Source organism: Aminobacter niigataensis (genome assembly GCF_014200015.1).
GTDB classification, from domain to species: domain Bacteria; phylum Pseudomonadota; class Alphaproteobacteria; order Rhizobiales; family Rhizobiaceae; genus Aminobacter; species Aminobacter niigataensis.
In genome coordinates this window covers 14,280-33,364 of the sequence record NZ_JACHOT010000007.1, presented here as the reverse complement: position 1 = coordinate 33,364, position 19,085 = coordinate 14,280, and the positions used below count along the sequence as shown (strand labels likewise).

17 protein-coding genes and 1 tRNA gene are annotated in these 19,085 nt (G+C 64.6%); 10 read left to right on the top strand and 8 right to left on the bottom strand.

Features of this window, described 5'->3' with window-relative positions; translation table 11 throughout:
- Window positions 1–96 precede the first annotated feature (96 nt).
- A complete protein-coding gene (locus GGQ99_RS20880) occupies window positions 97–873 on the top strand; it encodes an ABC transporter substrate-binding protein (protein WP_183264043.1) in 777 nt (258 codons plus the stop codon).
- 62 nt (window positions 874–935) lie between these two features.
- On the opposite strand, the gene GGQ99_RS20875 is transcribed toward GGQ99_RS20880, so the two are convergent.
- A tRNA-Gly gene (locus GGQ99_RS20875) sits at window positions 936–1,009 on the bottom strand.
- A gap of 135 nt (window positions 1,010–1,144) precedes the next feature.
- On the opposite strand from GGQ99_RS20875, the gene GGQ99_RS20870 reads away from it, so the two are divergent.
- Complete coding sequence (locus GGQ99_RS20870; protein WP_108609343.1) at window positions 1,145–1,408, top strand: DUF6460 domain-containing protein; 264 nt, start codon at window positions 1,145–1,147, stop codon at window positions 1,406–1,408.
- A gap of 2 nt (window positions 1,409–1,410) precedes the next feature.
- Here the strand turns inward: GGQ99_RS20870 and GGQ99_RS20865 are convergent, their stop codons facing one another.
- Window positions 1,411–2,307 carry a histone deacetylase family protein gene (locus GGQ99_RS20865; RefSeq protein ID WP_183264042.1) on the bottom strand — a complete coding sequence of 299 codons (897 nt, stop codon included), beginning with the start codon at window positions 2,305–2,307 and terminating at the stop codon, window positions 1,411–1,413.
- A 118-nt stretch (window positions 2,308–2,425) separates the two neighbouring features.
- Between GGQ99_RS20865 and GGQ99_RS20860 the strand changes: the two genes are divergently transcribed.
- The gene (locus tag GGQ99_RS20860; RefSeq protein WP_425486846.1) at window positions 2,426–3,784 is read left to right on the top strand and encodes an MATE family efflux transporter; all 1,359 of its coding nucleotides are present in this window, start codon (window positions 2,426–2,428) and stop codon (window positions 3,782–3,784) included.
- Here the strand turns inward: GGQ99_RS20860 and GGQ99_RS20855 are convergent.
- Window positions 3,760–4,836: a quinone-dependent dihydroorotate dehydrogenase gene (locus GGQ99_RS20855; protein ID WP_183264040.1), complete on the bottom strand. Its 1,077-nt coding sequence runs from the start codon at window positions 4,834–4,836 to the stop codon at window positions 3,760–3,762. The genes GGQ99_RS20860 and GGQ99_RS20855 overlap by 25 nt on opposite strands.
- Complete coding sequence (locus GGQ99_RS20850) at window positions 4,833–5,180, bottom strand: DUF952 domain-containing protein (RefSeq protein WP_183264039.1); 348 nt, start codon at window positions 5,178–5,180, stop codon at window positions 4,833–4,835. Before GGQ99_RS20850 ends, GGQ99_RS20855 begins: the two co-directional genes overlap by 4 nt.
- A 112-nt stretch (window positions 5,181–5,292) precedes the next feature.
- On the opposite strand from GGQ99_RS20850, the gene GGQ99_RS20845 reads away from it, so the two are divergent.
- Together GGQ99_RS20845 and GGQ99_RS20840 are read left to right on the top strand one after the other, a co-directional pair.
- Complete coding sequence (locus tag GGQ99_RS20845; protein ID WP_183264038.1) at window positions 5,293–5,727, top strand: hypothetical protein; 435 nt, start codon at window positions 5,293–5,295, stop codon at window positions 5,725–5,727.
- A 153-nt stretch (window positions 5,728–5,880) separates the two neighbouring features.
- On the top strand, window positions 5,881–6,537 hold the full coding sequence (locus GGQ99_RS20840; RefSeq protein ID WP_108609338.1) for a response regulator transcription factor: 657 nt from the start codon (window positions 5,881–5,883) through the stop codon (window positions 6,535–6,537).
- Between the two features lie 3 nt (window positions 6,538–6,540).
- Here GGQ99_RS20840 and GGQ99_RS20835 read toward each other — a convergent pair whose 3' ends face one another.
- Window positions 6,541–10,035: a NahK/ErcS family hybrid sensor histidine kinase/response regulator gene (locus GGQ99_RS20835; protein ID WP_183264037.1), complete on the bottom strand. Its 3,495-nt coding sequence runs from the start codon at window positions 10,033–10,035 to the stop codon at window positions 6,541–6,543.
- Between the two features lie 210 nt (window positions 10,036–10,245).
- Here GGQ99_RS20835 and mscL point away from each other — a divergent pair, with 210 nt between their 5' ends.
- Window positions 10,246–10,668: a large conductance mechanosensitive channel protein MscL gene (mscL, locus tag GGQ99_RS20830; protein ID WP_108609336.1), complete on the top strand. Its 423-nt coding sequence runs from the start codon at window positions 10,246–10,248 to the stop codon at window positions 10,666–10,668.
- A 123-nt stretch (window positions 10,669–10,791) separates the two neighbouring features.
- Window positions 10,792–11,958 carry a pyridoxal phosphate-dependent aminotransferase gene (locus GGQ99_RS20825; protein ID WP_183264036.1) on the top strand — a complete coding sequence of 389 codons (1,167 nt, stop codon included), beginning with the start codon at window positions 10,792–10,794 and terminating at the stop codon, window positions 11,956–11,958.
- A gap of 77 nt (window positions 11,959–12,035) precedes the next feature.
- Here the strand turns inward: GGQ99_RS20825 and hemA are convergent, their stop codons facing one another.
- Window positions 12,036–13,313 carry a 5-aminolevulinate synthase gene (gene hemA / locus GGQ99_RS20820; RefSeq protein WP_183264035.1) on the bottom strand — a complete coding sequence of 426 codons (1,278 nt, stop codon included), beginning with the start codon at window positions 13,311–13,313 and terminating at the stop codon, window positions 12,036–12,038.
- Window positions 13,314–13,550: 237 nt separating this feature from the next.
- Here hemA and galE point away from each other — a divergent pair, with 237 nt between their 5' ends.
- The 3 genes from galE (at window position 13,551) to GGQ99_RS20805 (ending at window position 17,767) form a co-directional block, all read left to right on the top strand.
- Window positions 13,551–14,546: a UDP-glucose 4-epimerase GalE gene (gene galE / locus GGQ99_RS20815; RefSeq protein WP_183264034.1), complete on the top strand. Its 996-nt coding sequence runs from the start codon at window positions 13,551–13,553 to the stop codon at window positions 14,544–14,546.
- Between the two features lie 134 nt (window positions 14,547–14,680).
- Window positions 14,681–15,931, top strand: coding sequence for a D-amino acid dehydrogenase (locus tag GGQ99_RS20810; RefSeq protein ID WP_183264033.1), 1,251 nt, complete (start codon window positions 14,681–14,683; stop codon window positions 15,929–15,931).
- Window positions 15,932–15,940: 9 nt separating this feature from the next.
- Complete coding sequence (locus tag GGQ99_RS20805) at window positions 15,941–17,767, top strand: alanine racemase (RefSeq protein WP_183264032.1); 1,827 nt, start codon at window positions 15,941–15,943, stop codon at window positions 17,765–17,767.
- A 9-nt stretch (window positions 17,768–17,776) separates the two neighbouring features.
- On the opposite strand, the gene GGQ99_RS20800 is transcribed toward GGQ99_RS20805, so the two are convergent.
- Both GGQ99_RS20800 and GGQ99_RS20795 read right to left on the bottom strand, forming a co-directional pair.
- The gene (locus tag GGQ99_RS20800) at window positions 17,777–18,430 is read right to left on the bottom strand and encodes an amino acid ABC transporter permease (protein ID WP_183264031.1); all 654 of its coding nucleotides are present in this window, start codon (window positions 18,428–18,430) and stop codon (window positions 17,777–17,779) included.
- Window positions 18,427–19,071, bottom strand: a complete 645-nt coding sequence (locus GGQ99_RS20795) for an ABC transporter permease subunit (protein WP_183264030.1) — start codon at window positions 19,069–19,071, stop codon at window positions 18,427–18,429. The genes GGQ99_RS20800 and GGQ99_RS20795 overlap by 4 nt, the downstream gene beginning before the upstream one ends.
- Window positions 19,072–19,085 lie beyond the last annotated feature (14 nt).

The window sequence follows — 19,085 nt, the reverse complement described above, 5'->3', positions numbered from 1 at the left end:
CGCAGCATAGCCTTTGGTTTGCTTGTCCATTTACGGCCGTTGTGCTTGGCTGGAGGCGGGACGCTCGGAAAGAGTGCCCGTCAAATGGAGAGGATCATGCAGATTACCCGGAAGTTCGCTTGCGCAGCCTCGCTCGCAGCGCTCTTGTTGACCCTTGGCGGAGCTTCGGCACAGGAGAAGCTCAAGATTGGTACCGAGGGCGCATATCCGCCCTTCAACACCGTGACCGCAGACGGCAAGCTGGCCGGCTTCGACGTCGACATCGCCAATGCGCTGTGCGCCCAGATGAAGGTCGAGTGCGAAATCGTCGCCCAGGATTGGGACGGCATCATCCCGGCGCTCCAGGGCCGCAAGTTCGACGCCATCGTCGCCTCGATGACGATCACCGACGAGCGCAAGCAGCAGGTCGATTTCACCAACAAGTACTACACCACGCCCCTGGCGCTGATTGCGCCGAAGGATTCCGCCCTGACCTCGGCGGAACCGGACGCACTGAAGGGCAAGACCGTCGGTGCGCAGGCTTCGACGACCCAGAGCATCTATGCCGAGGACCATTATGCCAAGGCAGGCGCCGAGGTGAAGCTTTATCCGACGCAGGACGAGGCCGTCGCCGACCTGACCAACGGCCGTCTCGACGCCGTCGTCGCCGACAAGTTCGTGCTGGTCGACTGGATCAAGACCACCGGACAGGACTGCTGCAAGATGATCGGCGATCTCGACGGCACCGACTCGCTGACCGGCATCGCCGTGCGCAAGGGCGACCCGTTGCGCGAGAAGCTGAACGCGGCCATCGACGCCATCGTCAAGGACGGCACCTACGCCAAGATCAACGCCAAATATTTCGATTTCGACATCTACGGCGCGCAGGACTGACGCCCTGAAATGCGAACAGGCCGGGCGTCGATCGAACGCCCGGCCTGTTTCGTCTGAAATCCTGGAGCGGGTAGCGGGAATCGAACCCGCGCGTTCAGCTTGGGAAGCTGACAAGCTACCATTACATCATACCCGCGCGGGCACTTGGTTAGCATCGCAGATGCGGTTGGGCAATCGGGAAACGGAGCAGTGCGCAATGGGTGCAGCCGACCTTGATGTCCGCTCCGCAAACGCGATATTCCAGTGAGGCTAGAATCGCAGGAGACTGAGCTTGTCCGGATTGGCGCGTTTTCTCGGGGACACCCCCTTCCGGGTGTTCATCAAGCTCTTGGTCATCTCCTTCCTCGTCGGCATCGTCATGAGCGCCTTCGGCTGGTCGCCCTACGACGTACTCTACGGCATTCGAAACTTCTTCCTCGACATCTGGCACATGGGCTTTCGTGCCATCGACCGCTTCCTCGGCTATTTCCTGCTGGGCGCGGCGATCGTCATCCCGGCCTTCATCATTCTCAGGTTGTTCAGCTACCGCAAATAGGCTCAGGCGAAGGCGGCGGCCGTCTCGAACAGGATGGCGTGGCGGCGGGCCAGGGCCTCGATGTCGTGCGAATAGCCGCCTCCGATTACGCCGCACAGCGGGATGCCGGCCGCGCGGAAATGCGCAATGACCATGCGTTCGCGACGGCGCAGGCCTTCGTCGCTCATCGAAAGGCGGCCGAGCCGGTCTTCCCGGTGAGGATCGACGCCGGCGTTGAAGAACACGATGTCCCATGGCGCGCGACGTGAGAGGTGCGGCAGAGCGTCGGCCAACATGTCCAGATAGGCATCGTCGCCGGTGCCGTCGGGCAGGCCGATGTCGAGGCTGGAGGTGACCTTGCGCACCGGGTAGTTTTTCTCGGCATGCATCGAGAAGGTGAAGACACCGGGATGACCGGCGAGGATTTCCGCCGTGCCGTCGCCTTGATGGACGTCGAGGTCAACTACCAGGATGTTTTCCACCAGCCTGTCCGCGAGCAGCGCCAGCGATGCCACGGCGACGTCGTTGAAGGTGCAGAAGCCGGCACCCTGGGCGCGCCTGGCATGGTGGCTGCCGCCGGCGGCGTTGCAGGCGATGCCATGGCGCAGCGCAAGCCGCGCTGCAAGCAGCGTGCCGCCTGCGGCAAGCTGGGCGCGGCGTGAAACCCGCTCGCCGACGGGGAAGCCGATTTCGCGTTCGATGCGAGCCGGCACGGTACAGCTCAGCACCTGATCGACATAGCCGGCCTCATGCGCGAGGCGTAGCCAGTGCGGCGAAATCGGTTCCGGCCGATTGAGCCCGGCCGTCAGTTCCAGGGCATCCAGTCGGTCCATGAGCAGCCGGTACTTGCCCATCGGAAAGCGGTGGTCCGGGGCGAAGCCGGCGTCATAGTCGGGGTGGCTGACGATCTGAAGCGGCATGGAAGGGGCTGAACCAGCGGGGCGAAATCGGTTGGACCCGATACATAAACGGTTGCCGGTGCTGGGGAAACCGGGGCATGTGCCCGAGCGGGAGATTAGGGCCGGAGGAGGATTTTCGTTGGACAGCGCATCGCCAGAGGGCCGCGTGACGCCTTTTTCCGTCACCAACCGCTCGGTATTGGCGATTGCCGTGCCAATGACCCTTGCCTATCTGACGACGCCCTTCATCGGCTTGGTGGGCACCGGCGTGGTCGGCCAGTTCGGCGATGCCGCGCTTCTCGGCGGGCTCGCCGCTGGCGCCGTCGCCTTCGATGTCGTCTTCACCAGCTTCAATTTCCTGCGCGCCGGCACCACCGCACTGGTGGCGCAGGCATTTGGCCGCAACGATGCATCCGAAGAACAGGCCGTATTCTGGCGCGCGGTGGTGATCGCCATCATTGCCGGCATCGTGCTGGCGCTGACGGCGCCGCTGACGTCGCTTGCCGGGCAGTGGTTCATGTCGGCCGAGCCACGCGTCAACGAGACGCTCGACGCCTATGTCCGCATCCGCATGCTGGGTGCGCCCTTCGCGCTCGTCAACTACGCGATCCTTGGCTATGTGCTCGGGCGCGGCGAGGGCAGCTTTGCGCTCTTCCTGCAGGCGAGCCTGAACGGCGTCAACATCGCGCTGTCGCTCCTGCTCGGCCTCACCCTCGGCTGGGGCGTCGAGGGCGTCGCCTGGGCCGCCGTCGCCGGCGAGGCGGCGGGCATGGCGATCGGGTTTGTCGTGCTGTTGCGGCGCTTTGCGCGGCAACCGCGGCTGGCGCGTGGGCGCATCTTCGACGCAGGCGCCTTCCGGCACTTGTTCGTGCTCAACCGCGACATCATGATCCGGTCGCTTTCGCTGCTCGTCGCCTTTGCCCTATTTACCCGCCAGGGCGCGCAGTTCGGCACGGTCACGCTTGCCGCCAATGCGGTGCTGATGAACTTCTTCATCGCCGCAGGCTTCTTCCTCGACGGCTTTGCCGCTGCCGCCGAACAGCTTGCCGGCCGCGCCGTCGGTGCGCGCTACGAGCCGGCGTTCCGCAAGGCGGTCTACCTCTGCTCGATCTGGGGCTTTGCGTTGGCAGGCACCATGACGACGGTCCTGATGGTCTTCGGCGCTGACCTGATAGCGCTGATTGCGACCGCCGAAGACGTGCGGGCCGCAGCCATCGCCTTCCTGCCCTGGGCGGCATTTACGGCCTTGAGCGGCGTGCTTGCCTTCCAGATGGACGGCATCTTCATCGGCGCCGCATGGTCGCGCGACATGCGCAACATGATGGTGCTGTCGCTGGTCGTGTTCGTCGTGGCGCTGATGACGCTGGCGCCGGCCTTCGGCAACCACGGCCTATGGGCGGCACTGCATCTGTTGCTGATCGTCCGTGGCGTCTGCCTGCTGGCGATCCTCGGGCCGCGGGCGCGGGCGACGTTTCAGAGCGGTGCCGCTGCCCACTGATCGAGCCTGCTGTCGCGCAATTCGGAAATGCTGTTGAGCCCTTCGCGAGCGGCGAAGTCCGACATGCCGCGCACGATGCGTGCCGGCAACGACGGACCGGCATAGACCATGCCGGTGTAGAGCTGGACGAGATCGGCGCCGGCTCGGATCTTTTCGAGCGCCGTCTCGGTTGAGTCGACGCCGCCGACGCCGATGATGGCGCTCTGTGGGCCCATAAGCTTGCGCATCCTGGCCAGCACCGCCGTCGAGCGGGCAAACAGCGGCTTGCCCGACAGGCCTCCCGTTTCGCCGGTGTGGGTCGGGCTGCGCAGGGCCGGGCGCGTGATCGTGGTGTTGGAGACGATGACGCCGTCGATCGCCTTATCGGTCACCTCGGCGGCGATGTCCTCCAACTCTGCCTCGTGCAGATCGGGCGCGATCTTGAGGAAGATAGGGACCGGATGACCCGCTTCGGCGCGGGCGATCATGACGCTCGCCAGCAACTCGGCCAGTTGCTCGCGCGCCTGCATGTTGCGCAGGCCCGGCGTATTGGGCGAGGAGATGTTGACAGTGAGGTAGGAGGCATGGCGGGCGAAGCGCTTTACGCCGCTGATGTAGTCGCCGATGCGGTTGGTGCTGTCCTTGTTGGCGCCGATGTTGACGCCGACGATGCCGGGCCGTCCGGCACGGGCGACAAGACGCTTTTCGGCAGCGTCATGGCCTTCGTTGTTGAAGCCGAGCCGGTTGATCACCGCATCGTCCTCGACGAGGCGGAAGATGCGTGGCTTGGGATTGCCGGCCTGGGGCAGGGGCGTGACGGTGCCCACCTCGGCGAAGCCGAAGCCGAGACCGAGCAGGGCGTCGGGCACCTCGGCATTCTTGTCGTAGCCGGCGGCCATGCCGAGCGGATTGGGAAAATCGAGACCCGCAACCTTCACATGCAGGCGCTTGTCCCGCGGCGCGCGGCCACCGACCGGCAAACCGCAGCGCAGCGCCTTGATCGACAGGCCGTGGGCGGCCTCGGCGTCGAAGCTGAAAAGCAGGTGGCGGCCGAGCCGGTCGAATGCGCTCATGCTTCAAGCTCCGGGAAATCGTGGCTGCCGTCGGCCTTCAGAGGCAGGGGGCGGACCCATTTGGCCGCGGCGGTTTCGAGCGGCGCGTAAAGATGCGGAAACAGGGCTCCGCCGCGCGAGATTTCGAATTTCAGCGCTGGACCGAGCCTGTCGGCGTCGAAGGCCACCAGGAGCAGGTTGTCCTGCCCGGCAAAGTGTTTCGCCGCCGTCTCGACGACCTGGTCGGCGGTCGAGAAGTGGATGAAACCGTCGGCGAGGTCCACCGGCGCGCCACTGAAAATCCCGCTCCGCTCGGCCTCACGCCACATCGGTTCGGGACAGATCTTGTAGATGGTTTTCGTCATATGGGCGCTATAGGCTGAAAGCATGATGCGGGAAAGGGCGGCATAACTTGCCCACCGCAATTTGGGCCCAATGCGGCGCGACAATTCGCATCGTTTGCCAATGGAGACAGCCATGCGTGCCGTACTGATGCTTGTTCCGCTGCTTGCCGGCCTTGGTGGCGGATCGGCATTCGCTGCCGAAGCGCAGCGCTACCAGATGGAAAAGACCGACAAGGGTTATGTCAGAATGGACACGCAGACCGGCGAGATGTCGATCTGCGAGGAGCGCGACAACCAGCTGGTGTGCAAGCTCGCAGCCGACGAACGCTCGGCGCTGCAGGACGAGATCGGCCGCCTGCAGGGCGAGGTCAAGGCCATCGAGGAGCGCGTGGTGAAGCTCGAGAACTCGCTGACCCAGAAGCTCGAATCGACTTTGCCCAGCGAGGAAGAGTTCGAAAAGACCATGGGCTACATGGAGCGGTTTTTCCGCAGCTTCATGGGCATGGTCAAGGACATGGAAAAGGAAGACAAGGCGCAGCAGCCCGAGCTTGCGCCCAACAAGACCTGAGCGCCAATCCGCCCGCCTGCGCCTGAAAATTGAGCATGACCGGTGCTTCCGCTGTCGTTTTGACTTTAACTGCTTGAAAAGCCGGCACCGGGCCGCATAATCGCGCCCGACGGTCCAAGGCGCACAGAACGGTCGGGACCTCGGGAGGGATATTTGCCAGCAGGCCACAAGTTCGTCATCGCGGATGACCATCCGCTTTTTCGCGGTGCTCTCAAGCAGGCCATTGCCGGTCTTGGCGACGTGTCGAGCGTGCTCGAGGCTGGCGACTTCGAAAGCGTCAAGGCGCTGGTCGCGGCCCATGACGATATCGACATCGTGCTGCTCGATCTTTCGATGCCTGGCGCCAGCGGACTGTCGGGCCTGATCTCGCTGCGCGGCATCCACGCCACGGTTCCCGTCGTCATCGTGTCGGCGCACGACGATCCGGAGACCATCCGCCGTGCGCTCGAACTCGGGGCGTCCGGTTTCATCTCCAAGTCGGCGAGCATGGACGACATCCGCAGCGCCATCGAAGCGGTTCTGTCAGGCGAGATCACGGCACCCGGCGACATCGACCTCGGCGTCGAGCGTGACCCGGAAATTTCCGACCTCATCAAGCGCCTGCAGTCGCTGACGCCGCAGCAGACGCGGGTGCTCGGCATGTTGGCCGAGGGGCTGCTCAACAAGCAGATCGCCTATGAGCTTGGCGTGTCGGAGGCGACCATCAAGGCGCATGTCTCGGCGATCCTGCAGAAGCTCGGCGTCGACAGCCGCACGCAGGCCGTGATCCTGCTCTCCAAGATCGGCGGCGAGCCGCGCCCGGCTGGGTAATCATTATTCGGCGGCGTGCGCCATGCGCCGCATCCGGTTCATCATCGAACGCAGCACGGCCGGCTTCAGCGGCTTGTTGAGCACGGCGACGTCGATCTGGTCGGCCGCCGCACGCACCTCGTTTGAACGGTCAGCCGTGATCAGCACCGCAGGCGTCGCTTCGCCATAGGCGCCGCGCAAGGTGCGGATGACGTCGAGGCCGTTTTCGCCATCGAGATGATAGTCGGCCAGGATGATCTCGGGTGCCGGTCCGACGCTCCGGTCGGCCTCGAACGCCTCCGTGCCGGAATAGGTCCTGACCTGGCAGCCCCAGCCTTCGAGCAGCAGTCGCATGCCTTCGAGGATGCGGGCGTCGTTGTCGATACAGATGACGTTCAAGCCGTTGAGAGCGGTGGCCGCCTCGATGCGCGGCCGGGCGGACGCTGTGGCAGGCTGTTCCTCGGCGGTGGTGACCCGCAGGATCACCGAAAAACGCGTGCCCTGGCCCTTGTGCGACTCGATCTGGATTTCGAGCTTCAGGACGCGCGCGATGCGGTCGACGATCGACAGGCCGAGGCCAAGCCCCTGTGCCTCGCGCATGCCGTCGTCGAGGCGGGTGAATTCGTGGAAGACGGTGCCGAGCTTGTCGGCGGCAATGCCGATGCCGGTGTCGATCACCTGTATTTCGGCGAGTTCGCCGCGCCGCCTGACGCCGACGACGATGCGACCGCTGCGGGTGTACTTGATGGCGTTGGAAACCAGGTTCTGGATCAGACGGCGCAGAAGGTTCCGGTCGGTGTTCACGGCAAGCGTCGACGGCACGATCACCAGTTCGAGGTCCTTGGCCCGCGCCATGGGCAGGAAGTCGGTGCCGATCTGGCGCAGCAGCCCGTCGAGGCGGAACACGGTTTCGGCGGGCTTCATCGCGCCTGCGTCGAGCCGCGAGATGTCGAGCACGGCGCCGAGGATGGTTTCGACCGATTCCAGCGAGGATTCGATGTTGCGCGCGGCCTGGCCGGCGTTGCCCTTGCCGGCCTTCTCGATCAGCGACGAGCAATAGAGCCGCGCGGCATTGAGCGGCTGCAGGATGTCGTGGCCGGCTGCCGCAAGGAAGCGCGTCTTGCCGAGATTGGCTTCCTCGGCGAGCATCTGTGCCTGGGCCAGTTCCTCGTTGACGCGGGTCAGTTCGGCGGTGCGGCTCTTCACCCGCTGTTCCAGCGACTCGTTGGCCCGTTTCAGCGCAAGGTCGGCGGCGACGCGCGCCGAGATGTCGGTGTAGGTGGCGACGATGCCGCCGTCAGGCATCGGGTTGGATCGCATCTCGATGATCCTGCCGCTGGTCTGCAACTCAACCTGCCAAGGGCCGCCGAAGCTGGTCAAGCGATTGAGCGTGGTCAGTCGCGAGGTATGGGCAATGTCGCCGCGCGCCACCAGATAAGCGAGGACGCGGTCGATCGACACGCCGACCTGGCCCATGTCGTCGGGTAGGTCGAACAGCGAGCGGTATTGCCGGTTCCAGCAGATCAGGCGGAAATCCTGGTCGAAGACGGTGATGCCCTGTTCCATCTGGTCGAGTGCGATCTGCAGCAGGTCGCGATTGTGCTGCAGCGCTTCAGTGGCGTCGTCGAGCAGGCGGAACGTGTCCCTGGCGGAGTTGTCGCCGCGCTTGAACAGCAGCGACAGGATCAGCCGGGCCGAGGACGAGCCGACGGCGCTCGCCATCAGCTGTTCGGAGAAGCGGATGACGTCCATGCCGGCGGGATCGTTGCCGTTCAGCTTGCTGCCGCTCTCGCTCTGGAAGGTCTGGAATGAGCGCTCGGTGCGCTCGACACCGAGATAGCGGGCGATGGTGTCCTTCAGGTCGTTGACGGTGATGGTGGTGCGGAAGCGGCGCAGGGACGGCATCGGGCTCGAATCGCGCGGCACGAAGATCGAGGCCTGGATGCGTTCGAGCGGCACAGATGCGCGCGACAGCGAACCGAAGACGAAGAACAGCGTGTTGATCGCCAGGCTCCACAGCACGCCGTGATTGAGCGGCTCGGCAGCGGTGCCGAACAGCGCCTGGGGCCGCAGCGCGTCGATGCCGAAAAGCCCGTCGGCGAGGATCGAGGTGTCGGGCGCCGCCAGCGTCGGCAGCATCAGCGTGTAGCCCCAGGCGGCGATGCCGGCGGCCATGCCGAGTGCTGCACCCCGCGCATTGGCGCGGCGCCAGATCAGCCCGCCGATGAAGGATGGCGCGAACTGCGCGATCGCCGCAAAGGACATCAGCCCGATCGAGGCGAGTCGCGTGTTATTGGTGCTCTCGCGATAGTAGAGGAAGGCGGCCAGCAGGATGATGAAGATCGAGGCACGGCGGATGTTCAGGATGATCGCCGACCAGTCCTCGGTGTCGCCGGCCTTGGTCTTGATCAGGCGGCGCACGAAGATCGGAATGACGAGATCGTTGGAGATCATGATCGACAGCGCCACGCTCGCCACGATGACCATCGCGGTCGCAGCCGAAAGGCCGCCGATGAAAGCGACCATGGCCAGCAGGTCGTGGCCCCGGAACAACGGCAGCGACAGCACGTAGAGGTCGCTGGTCGTGGCCGTGCCGACGGTCGACAGGCCGGCGAATGCGATGGGCAGCACGAAGAGGTTGATCGCCACCAGATAGGCCGGGAAAACCCAGGTCGCGGTGCGCAGTTCGCTCTCGCTACGGTTCTCGACGATCATCACGTAGAACTGGCGCGGCAGCATGATGATGGCAAAGCCGCTGATGACGGTCACCACCAGCCAGGTACCGAGCGAGGTGCGGTAGCCCATGGCATCGCCGACCTGCTCGGTTGCGGCGAAGCTCCGCAACATGTCGCCGGGGCCGTCGAACAGCGAGAAGGTGACGAACAGGCCGACGGCGAGGAAGGCGACCAGCTTGACGATGGATTCAACCGCGACCGCCAGCACCAGGCCGTTCTGGTGCTCGGTGGCGTCGGCATGGCGCGTGCCGAACAGGGTGGCAAACAGCGCCAAAAGCAGCGCCACGACCAGCGAGATGTCGCTGACGAACGGATCGAAGGAGGGCGGCGAGCCGGTGTAGTGCTCGACCATCAGGCTGACCGAGCCGGAGATCGCCTTGAGCTGGAGCGCGATATAGGGGATGGCGCCGACAGTGGCGATCAGGGTGGCGATCGAGGCGACGGCGAAACTCTTGCCGTAGCGCGCGCCCAGGAAGTCGGCGATCGAGGTGATCTTCTCGGCCTTGGCCAGCTTGATGATGCGGCTGAGCAGCGGGAAGCCGAACATGAAGACCAGCACCGGGCCGATGTAGATGGCAAGGAATTCGAGTCCGCGCTCCGAGGCAAGCCCAACCGAGCCGAAGAAGGTCCACGACGTACAATAGATGGCGAGGCTGAGCGCATAGATGAACGGCCGCGGCCGCCCCGGTCCCCAGTTCGCAGCCCTTCGATCGCCGATGCTCGCGATGGCGAACAGCAGCGTCACATAGGCGATGGCGATGAGGACGACGGCCAGGCCCTGCACTCTAAGTTCTCACTCCCGGATAGGTCTGTTGCCTTTGCGGTGAGGCAATCACAGCTGCGCCGACAAGTCTATTATCCTTGTCTCCTAGGGCAGCGGATGGCGATTTGCATTCGCGGGTTTTGCAACCGGCGGTTTTTGCTATGGTGGCGGCGTTTAGCGACGAATGCTGGGAACGATTCGCCTTTCCGCAGATCGTACATGGAGGGTTCTATGCTCAGGGAATTCCAGGAGTTTATTGCCAAGGGCAATGTGATGGATCTCGCCGTCGGCGTGATCATCGGCGGTGCCTTTGGCCTGATTGTTTCGTCGTTGGTCGGAGACATCATCATGCCGATCGTCGGGGCGATCTTCGGCGGCTTCGACTTCTCCAATTACTTCCTGCCGCTGTCGTCGTCAGTGACGGCCGTTTCGCTTGAAGAAGCCAAGAAGCAGGGCGCGGTGTTCGCCTATGGCAACTTCTTCACCGTGATCATCAACTTCCTGATCCTCGCCTGGATCATCTTCCTGATGGTCAAGGGCGTGAACACGATGCGCAAGCGCCTGGAAAAGGAAAAGGCAGCCGAACCGGCAGGGCCGCCGCCGGCCGACGTGGCACTTCTTACCGAAATCCGCGACCTGCTCGCCAAGAAGTAGACGCAAGCGCTGGCATCTCGAAAACCCCCGGCTGGCTGGACCACCGGGGGTTCTTTCGTTTGCGCCGGCGCGCTAGGCTCCCCGCCACTGCCGTCAGTCAACATCAGTCAACCCGGGATGATCATGAGCCTTATCGATATGGTTCGCACCGAGGCCCGCCTTGCGCCGGTCAGCGGCATCGAGGCGGTGGCAAACTATGGCCGCGACCGTGCCGGCCTCATCCCGCTGTGGTCCGGCGAAGGTGACATGCCGACGCCCGACTTCATCAGTTCGGCGGCGGCGCGCGGCCTCGCCAATGGCGAAACCTTCTATACATGGCAGGCCGGCATTCCCGAACTGCGCCAGGCGATATCGCGCTACCATAAGCGCCATTTCGGCATGGACTTCTCCGAGGACGAATTCCTCGTCACCATTGGCGGCATGCAAGCGATCACCATGGCGCTGGAGGCGACGGCAGGGGCGGGCGACGAGGCACTTTATCTCGCGCCGGCCTGGCCGAATTTCGCCGGCGCAGCAGGTGTTGCCGGCGTCAAGCCGGTGCCGGTCCTGCTCGACATGACCGACAATGGCTGGTCCTGCGACGTCGAGAAGATCGCTGCGGCGATCACGCCAAGGACCAGGGTGATCTTCGTCAATTCGCCGTCCAACCCGACCGGCTGGACCGCCGACCGCGAGACGCTGCAGGCAATCCTGGACCTCGCGCGCAAGCATGATCTGTGGATCGTCGCCGACGAAATCTATGCACTGTTCTACTATGGCGGCGGCCGCGCGGCGTCGTTCATGGACATCATGGATCCCGAGGACAAGATCCTGTTCGTCAACACCTTCTCCAAGAACTGGGCGATGACCGGCTGGCGCGTCGGCTGGCTGAAGACGCACCCGTCGCTCAGCCGCATGTTCGAGAACCTGATCCAGTATTCGAGCTCCGGCGTGGCGCAGTTCCTGCAGCGCGGCGCGATCGCCGCCCTCGACGAAGGCGACAGTTTCATCGCCTCGCAGGTCGAGCGGGCTCAGAAGGCGAGGGATATCGTCTGCAAGGTGCTGGGCGACACCGGCAAGGTCCGCTTCAGCGTGCCGCCGGGCGCCTTCTACCTGTTCTTCTCCGTCGACGGCATGAAGGATGCAGAGCGCGCCGCCTTCGACATCGTCGACAAGGCGGCTGTCGGGGTGGCTCCGGGCACGGCGTTCTGCGCCGGTGGCGAAGGTTTCCTGCGGCTCTGCTTCCACCGCCGCCTCGACCAGGTCGAGGAAGCCGCGCACCGGCTGGCGAAGTGGATCAACGCGCAATAGCCACCGTGTGAAACCCAAAAAGAAAGGCCCGAAACCGGCATGGTTTCGGGCCTTTCTTTTGGAATGGGTCGGCGGCCTCAGCCGCCGGACTTGGGCACCAGAAGCGGGATGATGCGGTCGCTCTGCGCAACCTCGGTATGGCCGGCGCCGCGATAGGGAATGCCGAGTGCATTCCACGTCTCGACCAGCGCAAGCTTGAGTTCGGCGATCAGCTCGTCGGTATGGAACGGCGTCGGCGTGATGCGCAGCCGCTCGGTGCCGCGCGGCACCGTCGGGTAGTTGATCGGCTGGATGTAGAGGCCGTGGACGCCGAGCAGGCGGTCGCTGGCCATCTTGCACAGTTCCGGATCGCCGACGAGGATCGGCACAATATGCGTTGGCGACTCCATGACCGGCAATCCGGCGTCGGCAAGCACCTGCTTGGCGTGCGTCGCCTGGCGCTGCTGGGCGTCGCGCTCGGCCTGCGAGTTCTTGAGATGGCGGATCGACGCAGTGGTCGCGGCGGCGATCGCCGGCGGCAGCGCGGTGGTGAAGATGAAGCCCGGTGCGTAGGAGCGCACGGCGTCGATGACTTCGCGGGTGCCGGTGATGTAGCCGCCGAGCGTGCCGAATGCCTTGGCCAGCGTGCCCTCGATGATGTCGATGCGATGGGCGAGCCCCTCGCGCTCGGTGATGCCGCCGCCGCGCGGACCGTACATGCCGACCGCATGGACCTCGTCGATATAGGTCATGGCGTTGTACTTTTCGGCGAGGTCGGCGATCGCCTCGATCGGCGCGATGTCGCCGTCCATCGAATAGACGCTCTCGAACACGATCAGCTTGGCGCGCTCGCGGCCCGCCGCCTGCAGCAGGCTTTCGAGATGGGCGACGTCGTTGTGGCGGAAGATCTTCTTTTCGGCGCCCGAGCGGCGCACGCCTTCGATCATCGAGGCGTGGTTGAGTTCGTCCGACAGGATCAGGCAGTTCGGCAGCAGCCGGGCGATGGTCGAGATCGCGGCCTCGTTGGAGACGAAGCCCGAGGTGAAGACCAGGCCGGCTTCCTTGCCGTGCAGGTCGGCGAGTTCAAGCTCGAGCTCGACCAGCGGATGGTTGTTGCCGGAGATGTTGCGCGTGCCGCCGGCACCGGTGCCCATGTTGCCGGCCGCCTTCTGCATGGCATCGACCACGTCGGGATGCTGGCCCATGCCGAGATAGTCGTTCGAGCACCAGACGGTGATTTCCTCGGCCTTGCCGTTGGCTCTCCAGATGGCGCGCGGGAACTTGCCGACGATGCGCTCCAGATCCGCAAACACGCGATAACGGCGCTCGGCGTGGATTTGGTCGATCGCTTCTTCGAAAAACCGCTGGTAGTTCATCTGGACGTCCCAATTTTTCAGCCGTGAGCATAATCAACGGCTGCTTCGGCGTCCATCGACCGTTTTTGGTCAAAATGCCACGCCCTCGACACCCTCAAACGACCACAGAACTCCGAAAAGTCCCTTGATGTGGATCAAATTCCGCTGCGACGGAATGGCCGGGCACGCCGCACCTCGCCTTGTGCGTTTGTTTTGCGCTAGACAAGGTCAGGCGGCAATTGACGGGGAGAGTTGCAAATGGCGGTCCTGGTGACGGGCGGTGCGGGCTATATCGGCAGCCACATGGTGTGGGAATTGCTCGATGCGGGCGAACAGGTGGTCGTGCTCGACCGGCTGTCGACCGGTTTCGAATGGGCCGTGGCGCCGGAAGCGACGTTGGTGCGAGGCGACGTCGCCGACAAGGAATTGCTCGGCCAGCTGATCCGGGATCACGGTATCGACGCCATCATCCACTTCGCCGGTTCGATCGTGGTGCCGGAATCGGTCGCCGATCCGCTCGGCTACTACGAGAACAACACCTGCAAGACTCGCAGCCTGATCGAGACGGCGGTGCGCGAGGGGGTGAAGCACTTCATCTTTTCCTCTACCGCCGCGGTCTATGGCGCAGCCGGCATGGAACCGGTGGTCGAGGACGCCCGGTTGGCGCCGGAATCGCCCTACGGCCTGTCCAAGCTGATGAGCGAGTGGATGTTGCGCGACGCCGCCGCCGCGCACCCGCTGCGCTATACCGCACTTCGCTATTTCAACGTCGCCGGCGCCGACCCCAAGGGGCGCACCGGACAGTCGACCAAGGGCGCTACCCACCTGATCAAGGTCGCCTGCGAGACCGCACTCGGCAAGCGGGCGTCGATGCAGGTCTTCGGCGACGACTATGCCACGCCCGACGGCACCTGCGTGCGCGACTACATCCACGTCTCCGATCTCGTCGCCGCGCATCGACTGGCGCTTGCCCGTCTGCGCGCCGGCGGCGGCAATCTCGTCGCCAATTGCGGCTATGGCCACGGCTATTCGGTGCTCGAGGTCATCGACAGCGTGCGACGCGTCCATGGCGCGGATTTCGCGGTGGAGATGGGTGCGCGCCGCCCTGGCGATGCCGCCTCGGTGGTCGCCAATTCCGACCTGGCACGTGGCGAACTCGGCTGGAACCCGCAGCGCGACGATCTCGATGCGATCGTCCACGACGCACTCAACTGGGAGCAGCAGCTGTCGCGCAAGAACTCCGCCGGGGGCTGACCAGGCCCAAGTGGTGGATTTCTGCGCCGCTCTCTCGAAATCTGCCGCGACAGGCGCTAAAAGGTGGCCAGGAGGAGCCAGGCTCCCGACGGTAAAGGGTTCCCGACAGAGCCTGATGTCGACCAGGGTGCGACATGAAAATCCTCGTTCTCGGGGCGGGCGTGGTGGGAACTGCGGCCGCCTTCTATCTGTCCCGCGACGGCCATGACGTCACGGTCGTCGAGCGCCATCCGGCGGCGGCGCGCGGCACCAGCTACTCCAATGCCGGCCTGGTGTCTCCAGGCGACGCCACCGCGTGGGCCTCGCCGGCAGCGCTCAAGACCTTCATCAAATCACTCTACACGCCCGACCTCGGCATCAAGGTCCGGCTCGGGCTCGATCCGTATTTCTATGCCTGGAGTTTCCGTTTCCTGTTCCAGTGCACCAATGCCCGGATGAGGATCAACACCGAAGCCAAGCTCAGGCTCGCACTCTATTCGCGCCTGTGCATCAACGAGATCTCGACCGAGACAGGCATCGGCTACGACAAGCGCGCCCGCGGCATCATGTATTTCTTCCGCTCGCAGGAAAGCCTCGAACATGGTGCCAGGATGTACGGCTTCCTCGCCGAGCACGGGCTCGATATCGAGGTTGTCGACCGCAGCAGGATGGCCGAGCTCGAACCCGGGCTGGCCGCAGCCAGGGGCAGCATCGCCGGCGCCGTCTATTCGCCGATGGACCAGACAGGCGATTCCCGCATGTTCGTCGAAGCGCTCGCCGCTTATGCCGAACAGAAGCTCGGCGCGAAGTTCATGTTCGACACCACGGTCGAGGACCTGATCGTCGAAGGCGACCGCGTGACCGGCGTGAAGACCTCGGCCGGACGTCTCGATGCCGACGCCGTGGTCATCGCCATGGGACCGGAGAGCGGCCTGCTCGGCCGCCGCAACGGCATCGACCTGCCGGTCTATCCGGTCAAGGGCTACACCGCGACCGTCACCATGGACGACCCGTCGAAAGGCCCGACCATGGGCGGCGTCGATGAGGACCGGATGGTCGCCTATTCGCGCCTCGGCGACCGTCTGCGCATGGCCTCGACGGCCGAATTCACCGGCTTCGACCGCAGCCACAAGCCGTCGGACTTCAAGCGGATGTTCGAGACGGGCCAGGAACTGTTCCCCGGTGCCTTCGACCCGGCCAAGGCCGAGGTCTGGTCCGGCTTGCGGCCGATGATGCCGGGCTCGGTGCCGGTTATCGGCCCCGCCCGCTACAAGGGGCTCTATCTCGACACCGGCCACGGCCATGTCGGCTGGACCATGGCTTGCGGTTCCGGCAAATTCCTTGCCGACCTAGTGGCGGGGCGCAAACCCGACATCGACCCCACGGGACTGGTCTACAAGGGCTAAGGTGCTGCCATGTCGGGACCGCAAGTCGCCATTGATCTCGGTCGCATCGAGCGCAACGCCCGCGCAGTCGTGGAACGCAGCGCGCAATCCGGCATAAAGGTGTTCGGCGTTACCAAGGGCAGCTGCGGCATGCCGCAGGTGGCGCGTGCCATGCTGCGTGGCGGTGTGGCGGGGCTTGCCGAGTCGCGCTTCGAAAACATCCGCCGCCTGCGCGAAAGCGGCATCGGCTGCCCGATCATGCTGCTGCGCAGCCCGCCGATCTCGCGTGTCGAGGAGGTGGTGCGCACCGTCGACATCAGCCTGCAGTCGGAACTGGAGATCATCCGCGAGATCTCGCGCATCGCCCAGCGCATAGGCCGGGTCCACGACATCATGCTGATGGTCGACCTCGGCGACCTGCGCGAGGGTATCTGGCCGAACGACCTTTTGCCGACGGTCGAGCGCGTGCTCGAACTGCCAGGCGTGCGCATCGCCGGCCTAGGCACCAACCTGACCTGCTTCGGCGCCATCATGCCGAGCGAGGAAAACCTCAGCCAGCTCGTCGCCTATGCCTACAAGGTCGAGCGGCTTGCCGGCATCAGCCTCGACTGGGTGTCGGGCGGCAACTCGTCGTCGCTGCCGCTCCTGCTCGAAGGCAAGATGCCTGCCGGCATCAACAATCTGCGCATCGGCGAGGCGATCCTGCAGGGCGGCTACGAAACCTTCCGCGAAGAGCCGTGGAGGGAGCTGGAATTCAACGCCTTCAGGCTCGCCGGCGACCTGATCGAGGTCAAGACCAAGCCGTCGCTGCCGATCGGCGAATCCGGCTACGACGCCTTCGGCAATCAGCCGGTTTTCGTCGACGAGGGCGACAGGCTGCGTGGCATCGCCAATATCGGGCGCGAGGACACGATGATCGAGGGGCTGGTGCCGATCAATCCGGGCGTGCGCGTGCTTGGCGCGTCGAGCGACCATCTGGTGCTCGACATCACAGATGCCGAGCCGCCGCTCTCCGTCGGCGACCGTGTCAGCTTCCACATGAACTACGGCGCGCTGCTGACGGCGATGACCTCGGAATATGTCGAGAAGGCGCCGATGCACGACATCGCGGATTTCACCGGCCGCCGCATGGTCTCGATCATTGCCGACGCAGAGGCCGGACCCGTGTTCGCACGGCACTCAGCCGGTGCCCGGCTCGAGCAGATGCAGTTCGACGTGGTCGAGATCGCCGATGCCGAGCACCCGCCGGCCGGCCTTCTCAGGCTGCATGCCGGCGCCGACAGGCACACTGCGTCCGAAGCGTTGGCCGCTGCAGCCGAGGCGACGCATTCCTTTGGCTTGATCTGGATCGATTCCATCGCCGCCCTGATGCCCGAAGGCGAAGACGGCGACGACGTACCGGAAAGCTCGGTGCTGGCACGGGCGCTTGGCCTCGACCACAAGCCCGGTGCGCTGCAGCCGCAGCTGTCGCCCGAAAATGTCGTGCTGGTCGGCCTGCGCGAGGCCGACCCGGCTGAGGTGCGCATCCTCAAGGATTCGCGCGTGAGCGCTTTCACCATGGCCGAGATCGACGGTTCCGGCATGCGCGAGGTGATGCGCGAGGCGATCCGCATCGCCTCCGCGGGAACGACCGGGTTCCACGTCAGCTATTCGCCGTCGGCAACCGAAATCGCCGGATGGAGCGGCGGATCGGGCGGCATGACCGTGCGCGAAACGCACCAGGCGATGGAAACGATAGCGCTCTCGGGCGGCATGCTGTCGATGGATGTTTCCGGTCTTGGCGGTGACACCGAGCCGCGCGTCGCCGCCGAAGCGGTCAACTTCGTCATGTCCGCCTTTGGCAAGCGTATTCTCTGAAACCCGCTCTTATCGCCGGCTCAGGCGCTGGCGGGATTCGTAGAGATACTGCAGGCCGATGATGACGGCTGCGATCAGCAGGTAGAACACCGATACGACCAGCAACACTTCGATCGCCTTGTAGGTCTCGGCGATGATCGTGGTCGAGGCAGCGGTCAGTTCGTCGATGGCGACCAGGCTGGCGAGCGAACTGCCCTTGACCATCTGGATGGCATTGGAAAACAGCGACGGTGCCGCCAGCCGGTAGGCCTGCGGGATCATCACCTTCCAATAGATGGCGAAGGGCTTCAGCCCGAGCGCCCTTGCGGCATCGAGCTGGCCTTGGGGCACGCTTTCGAAGCCCGAACGCAGGAATTCGAGATTGTAGGCGGTCGAGGCGAAGATCAGGCCGATCAGCGCCGAGGGCACCGGCTCTAGGTAGATGCCGAGCCGCGGCAGGCCGTAATAGAGCGCAAACAGCAGCGCCAGGACAGGAGCCGCCCGGGCAAAGAAGCTGTAGGCGATGATCAGGCGCCGGAAGGCTCCATCGGGCCGCTGCATGTAGATGGCAAGCGGCAGCGCCAGAAGGTTCGACACGATGATGACGATCACCGAGATCAGCAGCGTCATGCCGAGCCCGTCAAGCAGCATGCGCTGGTAGGTCGGATCGAGCAGGATGTTCATCGTGCCACCGCTTGCTTGGGCTTGCGCTCGTTGAACACAAGCAGCGGCGTGACGATCAGGATGTAGAGCCCGACGGCCAGCGTCAGGAAGGTGAAGGGCGCGTTGGTGGCGGCGATGCCCTGTTTGGTGACATAGAGGATCTCGCTGACCGACACTGCCGACGCGATCGACATGCGCTTGACGGTGCCGATGGCATAGGTGATCCAACCCTTGCGCGCCAACGGCAGGATCTGCGGGACCAGCACGCGCAGGAACACCACCGGTTTGGGCAGGCCGAGCGCGAGCCCGGCTTCATATTGCCCGAATGGAATGGCCTTCAGCGCGCCCTTGAACACCTGGTAGTCGAAGGCGATACCGACCAGGGTGAAGGCGATGATTGTCGAGCCGATGGGGCCGAAGTCGACACCGATCTGAGGCCCGCCGAAAAAGAACAGGAACAGCACGACCAGTTCCGGCACCGAGCGGAAGAAGGCGCTGAACGCCTCGATGCCTGCGCGCGGCAGCGATTTCTCGCGGCCGTAATGGACCAGCGAAAGCAGGAGGCCGACCGCTGCCGACAGGGTGAAGATCACCGCCGACAGCGCAATCGTAAGAACTGCCGCAACCAGCAGCCGCGGCAGCCACGCAATCGCAATTTCCATGTCCGGCCGCCCCT